This window comes from Pseudoduganella sp. R-31, assembly GCF_049913235.1.
Classification (GTDB): Bacteria; Pseudomonadota; Gammaproteobacteria; order Burkholderiales; family Burkholderiaceae_D; genus Rugamonas.
In genome coordinates, this window is record NZ_CP183986.1 from 5,614,546 (window position 1) to 5,628,503 (window position 13,958).

Sequence of the window (13,958 nt, forward strand, 5' to 3'; positions counted from 1 at the left end):
GCAATGTGAAATTAGGCACCAGCCGTGCGGGCGGCTTCAATCATCGCGATTCGGTCAGGCGGGCGGCGCACGATGCACCCGCGCCCCATCACTTGCGGCAGAGCCCCAGGCGCGGATCAAAGGGATCGAGCCACAGCTCCCTGCGGGAAAGCATGGCGGGATCGATGTCCTTGTTCGGCAGGTCGACGCGGCGCCGTTTGCACAGTTGGGCGCGCTGCAGGTAGCTGCGGTGATGTTCGAGCACGAGGCGCTCCAGTGTGCCGTCTTTCAGCAGCGATTCCATGCCGGCGCGGATGCGTTTATATAGCCGGGGGTTCTTGGGCGAAACGAAGAACATCGAGGGAATATTGTCGTGCAGGACGATGCTGTCTTCGATTGCCAGTTGCGGGAAGGCTTGCTTGCGCAGGTCGTACTCCTGGAAGATCTCGTTCACTCCGCGCGGAAAGTAGTCGAAGCGGCCGGCGACCAGCATGTCGAACAAGCCGATGTAGTTACTGCCGGTGACATAGTGGAAGCCGTTATCCTGCAGCGACGCGCGTGTGACCCACACCGATCCGACACCGGCAGTCATTTCCTTGAGCCCGCCCGGCAGCACCAGTTTGCGAATGCGTTCCTGGTTCTTGCGGTCGATCAGGGCAATACGCCAGCTTTGCAAGCCCATATCTGTGGGCACTGGCACTGCGCGCAGGGTCTTGAGCCATTTCGCATCGGCTGGGTAGGCGGTCACGTTAATCAGCTTTCCGTCCTTGAGCGCTTCAAGCAGGCGCGGACGCTCCATGTGGGCGTCGGCATATTCGATGGTGTACGGCCCGAATTCGGGCACCGTGCGCTCCATCACCTGTTGCAGCAAGACCTTTGAATATTCGCGCCGAAGGTCGGCGGACGAGGCAGCACGGTCGAAGATCACGGCATCCACCGCTCGGGCGTCGAACGCCGCGCATGCCAGTAACAGCGCGGCCAGGCGAGCGATTGTCTCCTTTATCTTCATTCGCCTATGATATCGTGATATGACCAACAATTACATTCATCCAACGCCGGGACTTCCCGGCCGCCTGCTCGCCCGCCTCGCAAATTCCCGACGCATCGCCAGCGCCCGCCGCGCGGTGTTTTCGCGCCTGCCGTTCCTGACCCTTGAAAGCGATGTGCGCGACGTCGTTTACCTGACCTGGATGATGGATGCCGCGACTGCGCAGGCCATGGTGCCGGCAGGCGTGCGCTTGTGGCAGCGCAATGGCCTCACGCCGTTCAGCGTCCTTACCTATCGCCATGGCCATTTCGGTCCGGCGCTGGCGGGAGCAACACGCCGCCTGATGCCATCGCCCCTGCAAAGCAACTGGCGCTTCTATCTGGAGGAACCGGGCAAGGTGTATTTCGTGCGGAATATCATGGATAGCACGCTTCATGCTCTCGGCACGCGCATATTCAGCGATATTCTGCCGACGCATTTGCCTGCACGGTTTGTCCATGCGCGCGATGGCGATGAATACTCCACCAGCATCGAGCCCGGAGCCGGCAGCGCGCCGCTGCTGAAGGCCCGGACCCGAGTAAGAGCGCAGCGCGCCCTGCCGCCGGGCCTGGCCGGCGCTTTCGCAAACTGGGACGAGGCAGTCGGCTTCCTCGCATGCCAGCACATGGCAATGATCGAGGTTCCGGGCACTGGCCGCATGGCGGAATCGGAAATCAGCCTGCCAATTCCGCTCGATGAAGTGCTGCCGCTGGAGGCGGAATCGGTGAACTGCCCGATGGCTGGCGCCGACGCGGGCAGCCCATTCTGCTTCGCCGTGCCGCGCGTGAAGTTCAGGGTTCTTTCGGAGTCTCTAGCAGCGTCTTGAGCGCACCGCGCGGGTTGGCCATGAAGTCGTGCATCACTTCGTAGTGTTCGGTGTCCTCATAAGCACGCTGGCGTATTCCATCCGGCGTGCAGACGAAGATGCTGGCTTCCGGATAGGCCATCAGGATCGGCGAATGGGTCGCGATCACGAATTGTGAGCCGCCCTGCACCAGTTGGTGGATGCGCTTCAATGCCCGCAACTGGCGTTGCGGCGACAGCGCGGCTTCCGGTTCGTCCAGGATGTACAGGCCTTTGCCGCCGAAACGCTTCTCCAGCAGCGCCAGGAACGATTCCCCATGCGACTGCTCATGCAGGGAAACACCGCCATAGGAATCGATGACCGGCGGCGCAGGAGCCGGGATCCGGTCCATATTCTCAATTTCGGTCGCGACATTGAAGAAGCTCTCCGCACGGAGGAAATAGCCATCCCGTGGCTTGCGCACGCCACGTGCAACGCGCAGGTACTCATGCAGGCACGAATGTGAGACACGGGTGCCGAAGTTGAAATTCTTGCTGCCGCCTTCTGCGTTGAAGCCCAGTGCCACGGCCAGCCCCTCCAGCAAAGTCGATTTTCCCGAGCCGTTTTCGCCGACGATAAACGTCACTGCCGGGTCGAATTCGAGGCGGCCGAGGTGGCGCACGGCGGGCAGGCAGAAGGGGTAAGCCGAGAAATCGGGCGTCTTGTCCGGGCGCAGCTGGACATCAATCAGGAACTGGTAAGAGATCATTTATTGGCAAGCTTACAATCATGTGCAGTGCAGGACAAGGCCGCCACCATTTATAATGGCGACTTTCCATTCCACCAATCCAAGCAATCATGTCTGCACAACTGATCGACGGAGTAGCACTCTCCCAAAAACTGCGCGCTGAAATCGCTTCCCGCGCCGCCGCACTGACCGCCAAGGGCAAACAGCCCGGCCTGGCCGTGATCCTGGTCGGCGACGACCAGGCCAGCCATGTCTACGTGCGCAACAAGGTCAAGGCATGCGAAGACGCCGGCATCCGCTCCGTGAAAGAGCAATACGCTGCAGACATGACCGAGCAAGCCCTGCTCGAACGCATCGCCACCCTGAATGCCGACCCAAGCATCCATGGCATCCTGGTGCAGATGCCGCTGCCCAAGCACATCGACCCGCACAAGGTGATCGAGGCCATCGCTACGACCAAGGACGTGGACGGCTATTCCGTGCTGAGCGCCGGCGAACTGATGACCGGCCTGGAAGGCTTCCTGCCATGCACGCCTTACGGCTGCATGAAGCTGATCGAATCGACCGGCGTTACGCTGAAGGGCAAGCATGCTGTCGTGATTGGCCGCTCCAACACCGTTGGCAAGCCAATGGGCCTGCTGCTCTTGCAAGCTAACGCCACCGTCACCATCTGCCATAGCGGAACGGCGGACCTGGGCTATCACACCCGCCAGGCAGACATCGTGGTGGCAGCAACTGGCCGCCGCAATACCCTGACTGCTGATATGGTGAAGCCGGGCGCCATCGTGATCGACGTGGGCATCAACCGCGATGAGAACGGCAAACTGTGCGGCGACGTGGACTTTGCGGGCATCAAGGAAGTGGCCTCTCATATCACGCCGGTGCCGGGTGGTGTAGGTCCGATGACCATTACCATGCTGCTGATGAATACTATTGAATCGGCGGAGCGCGTTTAAACCGGTAAACCGGTGCCAGACCCACGGGGTCTGGCACCTTCGGCACGCGGCCGCCGCGTTACCAGTGCCTGACCCTGCGGGTCTGGCACTGCTTTTACGGTTATTGAGGAGTTAAGAATGACTGACAATCCCCTGCTGGACTTTAGCGGCTTGCCGCGTTTCGATGCGATCAAGCCCGAACACGTCACTCCCGCAATCGAGCACCTGCTTGAAAAGAACCGCGCTGCCGTGGCGCAACTGGAAGCGCCAAGCGACCAGGTAACCTGGGATAACTTCGTCACCCCGCTGGAGAATTCCACCGAGCTGCTGGGCCGCGCCTGGGGCATCGTCAGTCACCTGAACAACGTGGTGGATACGCCCGAGCTGCGCGCCACCTACAACGAAAACCTGCCGAAAGTGACCGAGTTCTGGACCGCCCTGGCCCAGAACGAGGCGCTGTTCGCCAAATACAAGGCCTTGCGCGCCAGCGCGGAATTCGCCACCCTGTCACCGGCACGCCAGCGCATCGTCGACAACGCGATCCGCGACTTCCGCATGGGCGGCGCCGAACTGCCGGCCGACAAGAAGGAACGCTTCGCTGCGATCCAGGAAGAACACGCCGCCACCAGCACCCGCTTCAGCGAGAACGTGCTGGACGCCACCAATGACTGGAAACTGCTGGTCGAGGACGAAGCCGAACTGCGCGGCCTGCCCGACGATTCCAAGGCTGCCGCCAAGGCGCTGGCCGAAAAGGAAGGCAAACAAGGCTGGCTGTTCACCCTGCACTTCCCTTCCTATTACCCGATCCTGCAGTTCTGCGACAACCGCGCGCTGCGCGAAAAGGTCTACCGGGCCAACGCCACCAAGGCTTCCGAGCTGGGCGATGCGTTCAGCAAGCGCGAAGACTGGGACAACACCGCCAATATCGCCACCCTGCTGAAACTGCGTGCCGAAGAAGCCGGCCTGCTCGGCTACAAGAACTTCGCCGAAGTCTCGCTGGTGCCGAAAATGGCCAAGTCGCCGGAACAGGTCATCGAATTCCTGGAAGACCTGGCCAAACGCGCTCGCCCCTTCGCCGAGAAAGACCTGGCCGAACTGCAGGCCTACGCCAGCAAGGAGCTGGGCATCGACAACCTGCAATCGTGGGACCTGCCCTACGCTTCCGAAAAGCTGCAGCAGCACCTGTACTCCTTCTCGGCGCAGGAAGTGAAGCAGTACTTCCCCGAACACAAAGTGGTCGACGGCCTGTTCAAGCTGGTGCAAACCCTGTTCGGCGTCAGCATCCGCCCGGACAGCGCGCCGGTCTGGCACAAGGACGTGCGCTTCTACAGCATCGAACGCGATGGCGTGCTGGTAGGCCAGTTCTACCTGGACCTGTACGCCCGCGAAGGCAAGAGCGGCGGCGCCTGGATGGACGACGCGCGCGGCCGCCGCATCAAGAACGGCGAGCTGCAAACTCCGGTCGCCTACCTGACCTGCAATTTCACCGAACCGCTGGTGGTGGACGGCGTGCCGCAGCCATCGCTGTTCACCCACGATGAAGTGATCACGCTGTTCCACGAATTCGGCCATGGCCTGCACCACATGCTGACCCAGGTTGAAGAGCTGGCGGTGTCCGGCATTTCCGGCGTCGAATGGGATGCTGTCGAGCTGCCGTCGCAGTTCATGGAGAACTTCTGCTGGGAATGGGATGTGCTGAGCCATATGAGCGCCCACGTGAAGAGCGGCCTGCCGCTGCCGCGCGCCCTGTACGACCGCATGCTGGCCGCCAAGAACTTCCAGTCCGGCCTGCAGACCCTGCGCCAGGTGGAATTCGCCCTGCTCGACATGCTGCTGCACTACGATTTCCAGCCATCCGGCGCCAAATCGGTGCAGGACGTGATCGACGAAGTGCGCCGCAAGTTTGCCGTTATCATCCCGCCAAGTTTCAACCGATTCCAACATTCCTTCGGCCATATCTTTGCCGGAGGCTATGCGGCGGGATACTATAGCTATAAGTGGGCGGAAGTATTGTCTGCCGACGCCTACGCAGCCTTCGAGGAAGCGGCGGCGCTGGACGGCGGCAAACTGTCCACAGAAACTGGTAAACGCTTCCAGCAGGAGATCCTGGCCGTCGGCGGTTCGCGCCCGGCGCTGGAGTCGTTTACCGCATTCCGCGGCCGTGAGCCGAGCATCGACGCCCTGCTGCGCCACAGCGGCATGGCGGCTTAATGGAGATAGAAAGTCAATGAAACGCGCTGCCCTGCTTTTGCTGCTGCTGACTGCCAGCGCGGCGCACGCCCAGATGTACAAGTGGAAGGACGAAAAAGGCGTCACCCACTTTACGGAGACGCCGCCGCCAGCCACCGCCAAGAAGGCGGAAGTAAAGAACTACAACACCGCCGGCGCCGGCGGCGCCGAGTTGCCGGCCGAACTGGCGGAGGCCGTGCGTGCCCGTCCGGTAGTGCTGTACACCACCCCCAACTGCGGCGCCGGCTGCAATATGGCCCGCACCCTGCTGGCCAACCGCGGCATTCCGTACCGCGAAAAGACGGTCTCCACCAACGACGACTTCGATGCCATGAAAAAGGCCGGCAGCGAAGGCCAGGTGCCGTTCCTGCTGGTCGGGCGCACGCGCCAGATCGGCTTCGAGCAAGGTGCCTGGGATAGCGCGCTGACCCAGGCCGGCTACCCGACCGAGAAGATGCTGCCGCCGGGTTATTCGAACCCGCCGCCTGCGCCGGCCGCGCCGCCGCGCGCTCCGAGCGCCGAGGAAGTCGCCGCCAGCAAGGCGGAAGCCGACCGCGCAGCAGCCGCTGCGGAGAAGGCTCGCCGCGAACGCGAAACGCCTAAAAACGCGCCGCCGAACTTCCGCTTCTGAGACGCATCAAGAAACGATGACGCAGATCGATTTCCACAGCGGCGTGCCGGACAAGGTTGCCTATGCCTGCCGCCTGCTGCGCAAAGCCTACGCCAGCACGCCGCGCATCGTCGTGATGACCGAAGACGCAGCGCAACTGGCGCAGCTGGACAAGGCCCTGTGGACCTTCTCCGCCATCGACTTCCTGCCGCACGCCCACGCCAACGATCCGCTGGCGCCCGATTCCGCCATCGTGCTGGCCGACAGCGACACGACAGAACTGCCGGAAGCCGGCCTGCTGGTCAACCTGGCGCGCCGCGCTCCTGCGCAGTTCGAGGCGTTTCCGCGTTTGATCGAAGTCATCTCCTCCGACGAGGACGATGCAGCGGCGGGCCGCCTGCGCTATGCTGCCTACAAACGCCAGGATTTCCCGCTCAAACACCTCACTGTAGGCAAGTAGTTAATGAACCAGCCTTTTGACGCCAGCATCCCGGTCCTGACCGAAATCATGAACGACGAGGCGCCGCCGCCGGCGTCCGCCGTTGCTGCGGCGCCGGCCGACGAAGCGCAACCCGCGCCGGGCGATGCATTGGACTGGGAAGCGCTGCAGCGCCGCGTCTCCGAGCAGGTGCTGCAGCAGTTGTCGAACCGCGTCGATTTCGTGCTGGAGCAACGCATCAAGGACAGCATGGCCGAAGTCCTGGAACATGCCCTGCATGCCCTGACGGCGGAAATCCGCGATGGCCTGCACGACACCATCGGCAAGATCGTCACCCGCGCCGTGCAGCAGGAAATCACGCACCTGCAGGCCAGTTCCACCCGCCAGAAATAATTCCCTCTTTGCCATTCGGGGATTTTGTTGTATTTTCTCTGGCAAATCCGACTTTTTGACTGGAGCCCCCGATGCAGTTCAAGAACAAGTTCATCCCTGTCGCCCTTGCCCTGGTATTTGCCGGCAGCGCCTACGCACAGGACACTATCAAGATTGGCCACGTCGCCCCGGTATCGGGCCCTAATTCGCACCTGGGCAAGGACATGGAAAACGGCGCCCGCATGGCCGTTGAAGACTTGACCGCCAAGGGCGTCAAGATCGGCGGCAAGCCAGTCAAGTTCGTGGTGCAGTTCGAAGACGATGCGGGCGACCCGAAACAGGGCACCACCGCCGCGCAAAAGCTGGTGGACGCCAAGGTCCAGGGCGTGATCGGCCACCTGAACTCCGGCACCACCATCCCGGCCTCCAAGATCTACTACGACGCCGGCATCCCGCAAATTTCGCCGGCCGCCACCTCGCCGGTGTACACCAAGCAGAAGTTCAACACCGCATTCCGCGTAGTTGCCAACGACAACAAGCTGGGCGGCACCCTCGGCGCCTATGCGGTGAAGAACCTGGGCGCCAAGAAGATCGCCGTGATCGACGACCGCACCGCTTACGGCCAGGGCGTGGCCGACGAATTCGTCAAAGGCGCCAAGAAAGCCCTGCCGGGCGTGCAAGTGGTCGGCAAGGAATTCACCAACGCCAATGCCACCGACTTCAACGCCATCCTGACCAACATCAAGTCCAAGAATCCGGACCTGGTGTTCTTCGGCGGCATGGACTCGGTCGGCGGCCCGCTGCTGCGCCAGATGAAGGCGCTGGGCATCAATGCCAAATTCATGGGCGGCGACGGCGTCTGTACCGATGCGCTGTACCGCCTGTCCGCCGGCGCTGCCGCCGATGGCGTAGTCACCTGCGCCGAAGCCGGCGGCGTGACTGCCGACATGCAGAAGAACATGGACGACTTCCGTGCCCGCTACAAGAAGAAGTACGGCCAGGAAGTTCAGTTGTACGCACCGTACGTCTACGACGCCATCATGACCATGGCCGACGCCATGGAAAAAGCCAATTCGTCCGAGCCGGCCAAGTACCTGCCGGTGCTGGCCAAGATCAAGCACCAGGGCGTGACCGGCCTGATCGAGTTCGACCCGTTCGGCGACATCAAGGATGGTGCGTTGACCCTGTTCACTTACAAGGGCGGCATCAAGACCAAGATGGAAGTGGTCAAGTAACCAACGCAGTACGCGAGAATTATCGGGGGGGAGCCCGTGGGCCGCCAGCCAGCATGGCGGCCCGTTTTCGTTTCAGGAGAAAGTGCAATGCAAACCAAAACCATCATCGCAGCCATCGCCTTGGCCTTTGCTGGCGCCGCGAGCGCCCAGGAAGTGGTCAAGATCGGCTACGTCGGGCCGCTGTCCGGCCAGTCCGCCCACCTGGGCAAGGACAACCAGAGCGGCGTGCGCATGGCGGTGGAAGACTTGAACGCCAAGGGATTCAAGGTCAACGGCAAGGCGGTCAAGTTCGAGATGGTGTCGGAAGACGATGCCGGTGACCCCAAACAGGGTACTTCGGCAGCGCAGAAGCTGGTCGACGCCAAGGTACAGGGCGTGATCGGCCACCAGAATTCAGGCACCACCATTCCGGCATCCAAGATCTACTACGACGCCGGCATCCCGCAGATTTCGGCTTCGTCCACCAGCCCGGTGTACACCAACCAGGGCTTCAACACCACCTTCCGCGTGGTGGCGAACGACTTCAAGCTGGGCAGCTCGCTGGGCAAGTACGCCACGCAGAAACTGGGCGCCAAGCGCATCGCCGTGATCGACGATCGCACCGCCTACGGCCAGGGCGTGGCAGCCGAATTCCTGAAGGAAGCCAAGAAAGGCGCCGGCGTGCAGATCGTGGACAAGCAGTTCACCACCGACAAGTCGACCGATTTCAACGCCATCCTGACCTCGATCCGGTCCAGGAACCCGGACCTGGTGTTCTTCGGCGGCATGGACTCGGTGGGCGGCCCGCTGCTGCGCCAGATGAAGGCGCTCGGCATCAAGGCCAAGCTGATGGGCGGCGACGGCATCTGCACCGAAGCGCTGCCGAAACTGTCGGGCGGCGCCGACGACGTGGTGGTGTGCGCGGAAGCCGGCGGCGTGACGCCGGAGCAGGAGAAAAAACTGGACGAATTTGCCGGCCGCTTCAAGAAACGCTACGGCTACGACGTGCAGATCTACGCCCCGTACGCCTACGATGCAACGATGGCAATTGCCCACGCCATGGCCGATGCCAAGTCGACCGACCCGGCCAAGTACCTGCCCTTCCTGAAGAAGGTCAGGCATGACGGCATCAGCGGCACCATCGCCTTCGACGCCAAGGGGGATATCAAGGATGGCGCGCTGACGCTGTTCGGCTACAAGGCCGACAAGAAAACGCGCATCGAAGTAATCAAATAAAAAAAGGGGACGTACCCCTTTTTCTTTGAAAAATGGGGTACGTCCCCATTTTTTTTACGTCATTTCTGGGACAGGACCCATTTCACCAGGGTCTTGGCTTCCGCCTCGCTTACCTGCGGGTTGGCTGGCATCGGGACTGCGCCCCAGACGCCGGAACCGCCCTTCATGACTTTCGCAACCAGCTTGGCTTCAGCATCTTTCTGGCCGGCGTACTTGGCAGCGACATCCTTGTAAGCCGGGCCAACCAGCTTGGTGGCCACTGCGTGGCAAGCCATGCAGTTCTTGGCCTTGGCCAGGTCAGCGTTTGCGAAAGCAGCCTGCGACGAGAAAGCCGCGGTAACCAGGAAACCAACCAACAGTGAACGTTTCATTTTCATCTCCAGGAAAAAAACTGACACAATTCTACTCCACAACGCGCACTGCGTATTATGGGTTGACCGTTAGCCGGATATTGCTATGATGGAATACTAAGGAGTTTTCCATGCCCATTATCTTATTGATTATCGCCCTCGTGGCACTGAAGTACTTTGAAGTCTGGAAGTTCGCCGACCTGTCGTGGTGGTGGATCGGCGGCATCATGGCCATTGCCTTTGTCTTTTTCGAAGTGATCGAGCCGATGCTGGGCCTCGACAAGCGCAAGGCCCACAACGTCGACGAGCAGCGCCGCAAGGATCGCGTCAAGAAGGCGTTCGACGACCTGAAGAAGCGTAAGTAAGGGTTTCGCCATCCGCGGGCACGACGACGCGGCCGGCCAGGCCTGCACGCAGCGCCTGTTCCTGTAGCGCTGCCCGCTGAACCGGGCAGTGGCTCAAGGCTTCAAGATGGTTCGCCACCACGATGCCCTTCGTGACGCGGGCGAACTGCAGCACCTCTTCGATTCCCATGATGATTTCGTGGCCCAGGTCGAACCTGGCGCCGCCTGCCGGTACGACGCTGACGTCGGGCTGGTGCAGCGCCAGGAAATCCAGCACTTCCTGCGTCAGGATGGTGTCGCCCGACAGGTACAGGCTCGGCTCACCGGGCATCTCGATGAAGTAGCCCACGCCGTGTTCCATCATCAGGCTGACCAGGCCTTTGCCGTGGCGGCAGTTCACGGTCCTGATACGCCCTTCAAGGAAGGGCTGGGGTTCGTGATGGCCCGGCGCCAGCGGCTGCACGTTCAGGCCGCGCTGGAGCAGGTGTCCCTCATCATGCGGCGTGCAGATGACGGGGATCTGCTTGCCGCGTAGCCAGGCTTTGGCGGCGCGGTCCAGGTGGTCGAAGTGGCCTTTCTGGCAGTGCGTGATCAGGCAGTGCGTGACCGTTTCCAGCATGCCTTCCGTCAGCGGCGGCAGCTCGACGACCGGATTGCGCAGCCTTTCCCCCAGCAGCTTGAGCGGCGGCAGCGCGCCCTTTGGCGCCAGCATGGGGTCCACGAGTATTTTGTATGGGCCAAACTCGATAATGGCCGTCGCGTTGCGAAGTTGAGTGATCTTCATGCCGAAATTGTGCGCCCGGGCGGCTCGCCCTACAATGGCGGGATCCGACACAATCCATCCATTTCCCGCCATGCGCATCGGCCTCCTGCTCTACCCGAATTGCCTGCCTGCCGGCTTGTTTGCCGCGATGGACTTGCTGCACGCCGCCAACCTGCGGGCCGGCAAGCCGCTGTTTGAACCGGTCTTTGTCGCCGCCCGCGCCGGCAAGGTCGAATGCGCACACGCCCAGCACCTGCACGCCGCGATAGCGCTGGAAGAAGCGGCAGTCGATGCTTTGCTGGTGCCAGGCTTCTGGGGCCAGTCCCTGGGCCAGGCCGCGCGCACCCTGGACGCCAGCGCAGGCCTCGTCGCCGCGCTTGCCGCGCTGCCGCGTCGCGTGCAGCTCTGGGCCTACTGCACCGGCGTATGCCTCGCCGCCGCAACGGGCCGGCTGGACAGGCAAACGGCAACCCTCACCTGGTGGCTCGCCGATTACGCCACAACAAGCTTCCCCAAGGTGCGCTGGCAATTCGAGCGCACGCTGGCAGTTAACGAGCGTACCGCCACCGCATCGGGCGTCAACGGCCATCTGCCCATCATTCAGTCACTGATTGAGGCCAAGCTAGGCAAGGAAGCCTATCGTGAACTGGCAAGGTTGATGGTGTTGCCGCGGCCGGAGGAAAGGACCCACCACACCTTTCACATGCTCGACCTGATCGAGCAACAGGACGCCATGCTGCGCACGCTGCACCTGGCCGTCGAGCGACTGCCGGCCAGCGAAGCCACCGTGGCGCGTGTAGCGGCCGAGATGCATACGACGGAAAGAACGCTCGCCCGCAAAGTGCTGGCAGCGAGCGACATGCCGGCTGCTGCCTACATCCGCCGCATCAAGTTGCGGCAAGTAAGCGAGCGCCTGATTTACACCAAGGCATCCGCCAGCACGATCAGCATCGAGCTAGGCTTCAGCAGCGACTCAGGCATGCGGCGCATGTTCAAAGACCTCACCGCCCTCACCCCGACCCAGTACCGAACTAGCTTCAGCAGACTTTTTATTTGCGAGCGAGCTGGCTGAGATCGCGCACGGCGCCGCGGTCGGCGGAGGTGGTCAGCGCGGCGTAGGCTTGCAGGGCTTGCGAGACGTAGCGCTCGCGATCCACCGGTTTCCAGGCGTCGGCGCCGCGGGCTTCCATTGCGGCGCGGCGCTGTGCCAGCGTCTCCGGCGTCACGCGCAGGTTGATGGTGCGCGCCGGGATGTCGATGTCGATCATGTCGCCCTCTTCCACCAGGCCGATCGCGCCGCCTTCGGCCGCTTCCGGCGAGGCATGGCCGATCACCAGACCGGACGAGCCGCCGGAGAAGCGGCCGTCGGTGAACAGCGCGCATGCCTTGCCCAGGCCTTTCGACTTGATGTACGAGGTCGGGTACAGCATTTCCTGCATGCCCGGGCCGCCTTTGGGGCCTTCGTAGCGGATGATGACCACGTCGCCTTCATGCACGGTGTCGCCCAGGATGCCTTCCACCGCAGCGTCCTGGCTTTCGAACACGCGTGCCTTGCCGCTGAATTTCAGGATCGATTCATCCACGCCGGCGGTCTTCACGATGCAGCCCTTTTCGGCGATGTTTCCGTACAGGACCGCCAGGCCGCCGTCCTTCGAGTAAGCGTGCTCCAGGTCGCGGATGCAGCCGCTGCTGCGGTCCAGGTCCGAGGAGGCATAGCGTTCGGATTGCGAGAACGCCACCTGGGTCGGGACCCCGCCCGGTGCGGCGCGGAACAGCTGGTGCACAGCAGCGTCGTCGCTGCGCTTGATGTCATATTTTTCGATGGCGTCGCCCATGGTCGGGCTGTGCACGGTGTGCTGGGTGGTGTCCAGCAGGCCGGCGCGCGCAAGTTCGCCGAGGATGGAGATGATGCCGCCGGCGCGATGCACGTCTTCGATGTGGAACTTGTCGGTCATCGGCGCAACCTTGCACAGGCATGGCACCTTGCGCGAGATGCGGTCGATGTCGGCCATGGTGAACGGCACGCCCGCTTCGTGCGCGGCTGCCAGCAGGTGCAGCACGGTGTTGGTGGAACCGCCCATGGAGACGTCCAGCGCCATCGCGTTCTCGAACGCCTCCTTGGTGGCGATGGAGCGCGGCAGCACGCTGTAGTCATCCTGTTCGTAGTGGCGCTTGGTGATTTCCACGATCAGGCGGCCGGCGCGCAGGAACAGTTCCTTGCGGTCGCTGTGAGTGGCGACGATGGTGCCATTGCCCGGCAGGGACAGGCCCAGCGCTTCGGTCAGGCAGTTCATCGAGTTGGCGGTGAACATGCCGGAGCAGGAACCGCAGGTCGGGCAGGCCGAACGCTCGATTTCCGCCACGTCGGCATCGGATACGGTGCGGTCGCCGGCCTTGATCATGGCGTCGACCAGGTCCAGCTTGATGATCTTTTCGCCGCCGTTGACAGCCTTGATCACCTTGCCCGCTTCCATCGGGCCGCCGGAGACGAAGACTGCAGGGATGTTCAGGCGCATGGCGGCCATCAGCATGCCCGGGGTGATCTTGTCGCAGTTCGAGATGCACACCATGGCGTCGGCGCAGTGGGCGTTGACCATGTATTCGACGGAGTCGGCGATCAGGTCGCGCGAGGGCAGCGAGTACAGCATGCCGCCGTGGCCCATGGCGATGCCGTCGTCAACGGCGATGGTGTTGAATTCCTTGGCTACGCCTCCCGCTGCTTCGATCTCGCGTGCAACCAGCTGGCCCAGGTCTTTCAGGTGCACGTGGCCCGGTACGAATTGGGTGAAGGAATTGACCACGGCGATGATCGGTTTGTTGAAATCGCCATCTTTCATGCCGGTGGCACGCCACAGGGCGCGCGCGCCTGCCATATTGCGGCCTTGGGTGGTGGTGTAGGAACGGTATTGCGGCATGGTGGGGTCTCCT

General features: G+C 62.4%; 15 protein-coding genes. 10 read left to right on the forward strand and 5 right to left on the reverse strand.

The genetic code is table 11. The annotated features are described in order from the left end of the window. Positions 1–88 precede the first annotated feature (88 nt). Positions 89–988, reverse strand: coding sequence for a hypothetical protein (locus tag ACN9MY_RS25580; RefSeq protein ID WP_426336320.1), 900 nt, complete (start codon positions 986–988; stop codon positions 89–91). A 19-nt stretch (positions 989–1,007) separates the two neighbouring features. Here ACN9MY_RS25580 and ACN9MY_RS25585 point away from each other — a divergent pair, with 19 nt between their 5' ends. After that, positions 1,008–1,832: a DUF2071 domain-containing protein gene (locus ACN9MY_RS25585; protein ID WP_426164062.1), complete on the forward strand. Its 825-nt coding sequence runs from the start codon at positions 1,008–1,010 to the stop codon at positions 1,830–1,832. On the opposite strand, the gene ACN9MY_RS25590 is transcribed toward ACN9MY_RS25585, so the two are convergent. Further along, the gene (locus ACN9MY_RS25590; RefSeq protein ID WP_426336321.1) at positions 1,798–2,559 is read right to left on the reverse strand and encodes an AAA family ATPase; all 762 of its coding nucleotides are present in this window, start codon (positions 2,557–2,559) and stop codon (positions 1,798–1,800) included. The two genes, ACN9MY_RS25585 and ACN9MY_RS25590, sit on opposite strands and share 35 nt — an antisense overlap. Positions 2,560–2,648: 89 nt before the next feature. On the opposite strand from ACN9MY_RS25590, the gene folD reads away from it, so the two are divergent. The 7 genes from folD (at position 2,649) to ACN9MY_RS25625 (ending at position 9,573) form a co-directional block, all read left to right on the forward strand. Further along, entirely contained in the window at positions 2,649–3,494 is an 846-nt protein-coding gene (gene folD, locus ACN9MY_RS25595) for a bifunctional methylenetetrahydrofolate dehydrogenase/methenyltetrahydrofolate cyclohydrolase FolD (RefSeq protein WP_426319038.1), read from the forward strand. Positions 3,495–3,611: 117 nt separating this feature from the next. Beyond that, positions 3,612–5,684, forward strand: coding sequence for a M3 family metallopeptidase (locus ACN9MY_RS25600; RefSeq protein ID WP_426336322.1), 2,073 nt, complete (start codon positions 3,612–3,614; stop codon positions 5,682–5,684). 16 nt (positions 5,685–5,700) lie between these two features. Next, the gene (locus ACN9MY_RS25605) at positions 5,701–6,333 is read left to right on the forward strand and encodes a DUF4124 domain-containing protein (protein ID WP_426319039.1); all 633 of its coding nucleotides are present in this window, start codon (positions 5,701–5,703) and stop codon (positions 6,331–6,333) included. Between the two features lie 16 nt (positions 6,334–6,349). Beyond that, the gene (locus tag ACN9MY_RS25610) at positions 6,350–6,772 is read left to right on the forward strand and encodes a DNA polymerase III subunit chi (RefSeq protein ID WP_426336323.1); all 423 of its coding nucleotides are present in this window, start codon (positions 6,350–6,352) and stop codon (positions 6,770–6,772) included. 3 nt (positions 6,773–6,775) lie between these two features. Continuing rightward, a complete protein-coding gene (locus ACN9MY_RS25615; RefSeq protein WP_426336324.1) occupies positions 6,776–7,144 on the forward strand; it encodes a hypothetical protein in 369 nt (122 codons plus the stop codon). 71 nt (positions 7,145–7,215) lie between these two features. Beyond that, positions 7,216–8,358, forward strand: a complete 1,143-nt coding sequence (locus tag ACN9MY_RS25620) for a branched-chain amino acid ABC transporter substrate-binding protein (protein WP_426336325.1) — start codon at positions 7,216–7,218, stop codon at positions 8,356–8,358. An 87-nt stretch (positions 8,359–8,445) separates the two neighbouring features. Next, a complete protein-coding gene (locus tag ACN9MY_RS25625; RefSeq protein WP_426164081.1) occupies positions 8,446–9,573 on the forward strand; it encodes a branched-chain amino acid ABC transporter substrate-binding protein in 1,128 nt (375 codons plus the stop codon). Positions 9,574–9,632: 59 nt separating this feature from the next. On the opposite strand, the gene ACN9MY_RS25630 is transcribed toward ACN9MY_RS25625, so the two are convergent. Further along, positions 9,633–9,944 (reverse strand): c-type cytochrome, encoded by a 312-nt coding sequence (locus tag ACN9MY_RS25630; protein ID WP_426164083.1) that lies wholly within the window; start codon positions 9,942–9,944, stop codon positions 9,633–9,635. 110 nt (positions 9,945–10,054) lie between these two features. Between ACN9MY_RS25630 and ACN9MY_RS25635 the strand changes: the two genes are divergently transcribed. Beyond that, a complete protein-coding gene (locus tag ACN9MY_RS25635) occupies positions 10,055–10,288 on the forward strand; it encodes a TIGR04438 family Trp-rich protein (RefSeq protein WP_426164085.1) in 234 nt (77 codons plus the stop codon). Here ACN9MY_RS25635 and ACN9MY_RS25640 read toward each other — a convergent pair. Then, on the reverse strand, positions 10,251–11,051 hold the full coding sequence (locus ACN9MY_RS25640) for an MBL fold metallo-hydrolase (protein ID WP_426319042.1): 801 nt from the start codon (positions 11,049–11,051) through the stop codon (positions 10,251–10,253). The genes ACN9MY_RS25635 and ACN9MY_RS25640 overlap by 38 nt on opposite strands. Before the next feature lie 70 nt (positions 11,052–11,121). Between ACN9MY_RS25640 and ACN9MY_RS25645 the strand changes: the two genes are divergently transcribed. Continuing rightward, complete coding sequence (locus ACN9MY_RS25645) at positions 11,122–12,102, forward strand: GlxA family transcriptional regulator (RefSeq protein ID WP_426164090.1); 981 nt, start codon at positions 11,122–11,124, stop codon at positions 12,100–12,102. Here ACN9MY_RS25645 and ilvD read toward each other — a convergent pair. Next, the gene (ilvD, locus tag ACN9MY_RS25650; protein ID WP_426319044.1) at positions 12,080–13,945 is read right to left on the reverse strand and encodes a dihydroxy-acid dehydratase; all 1,866 of its coding nucleotides are present in this window, start codon (positions 13,943–13,945) and stop codon (positions 12,080–12,082) included. The two genes, ACN9MY_RS25645 and ilvD, sit on opposite strands and share 23 nt — an antisense overlap. Positions 13,946–13,958: the final 13 nt, after the last annotated feature.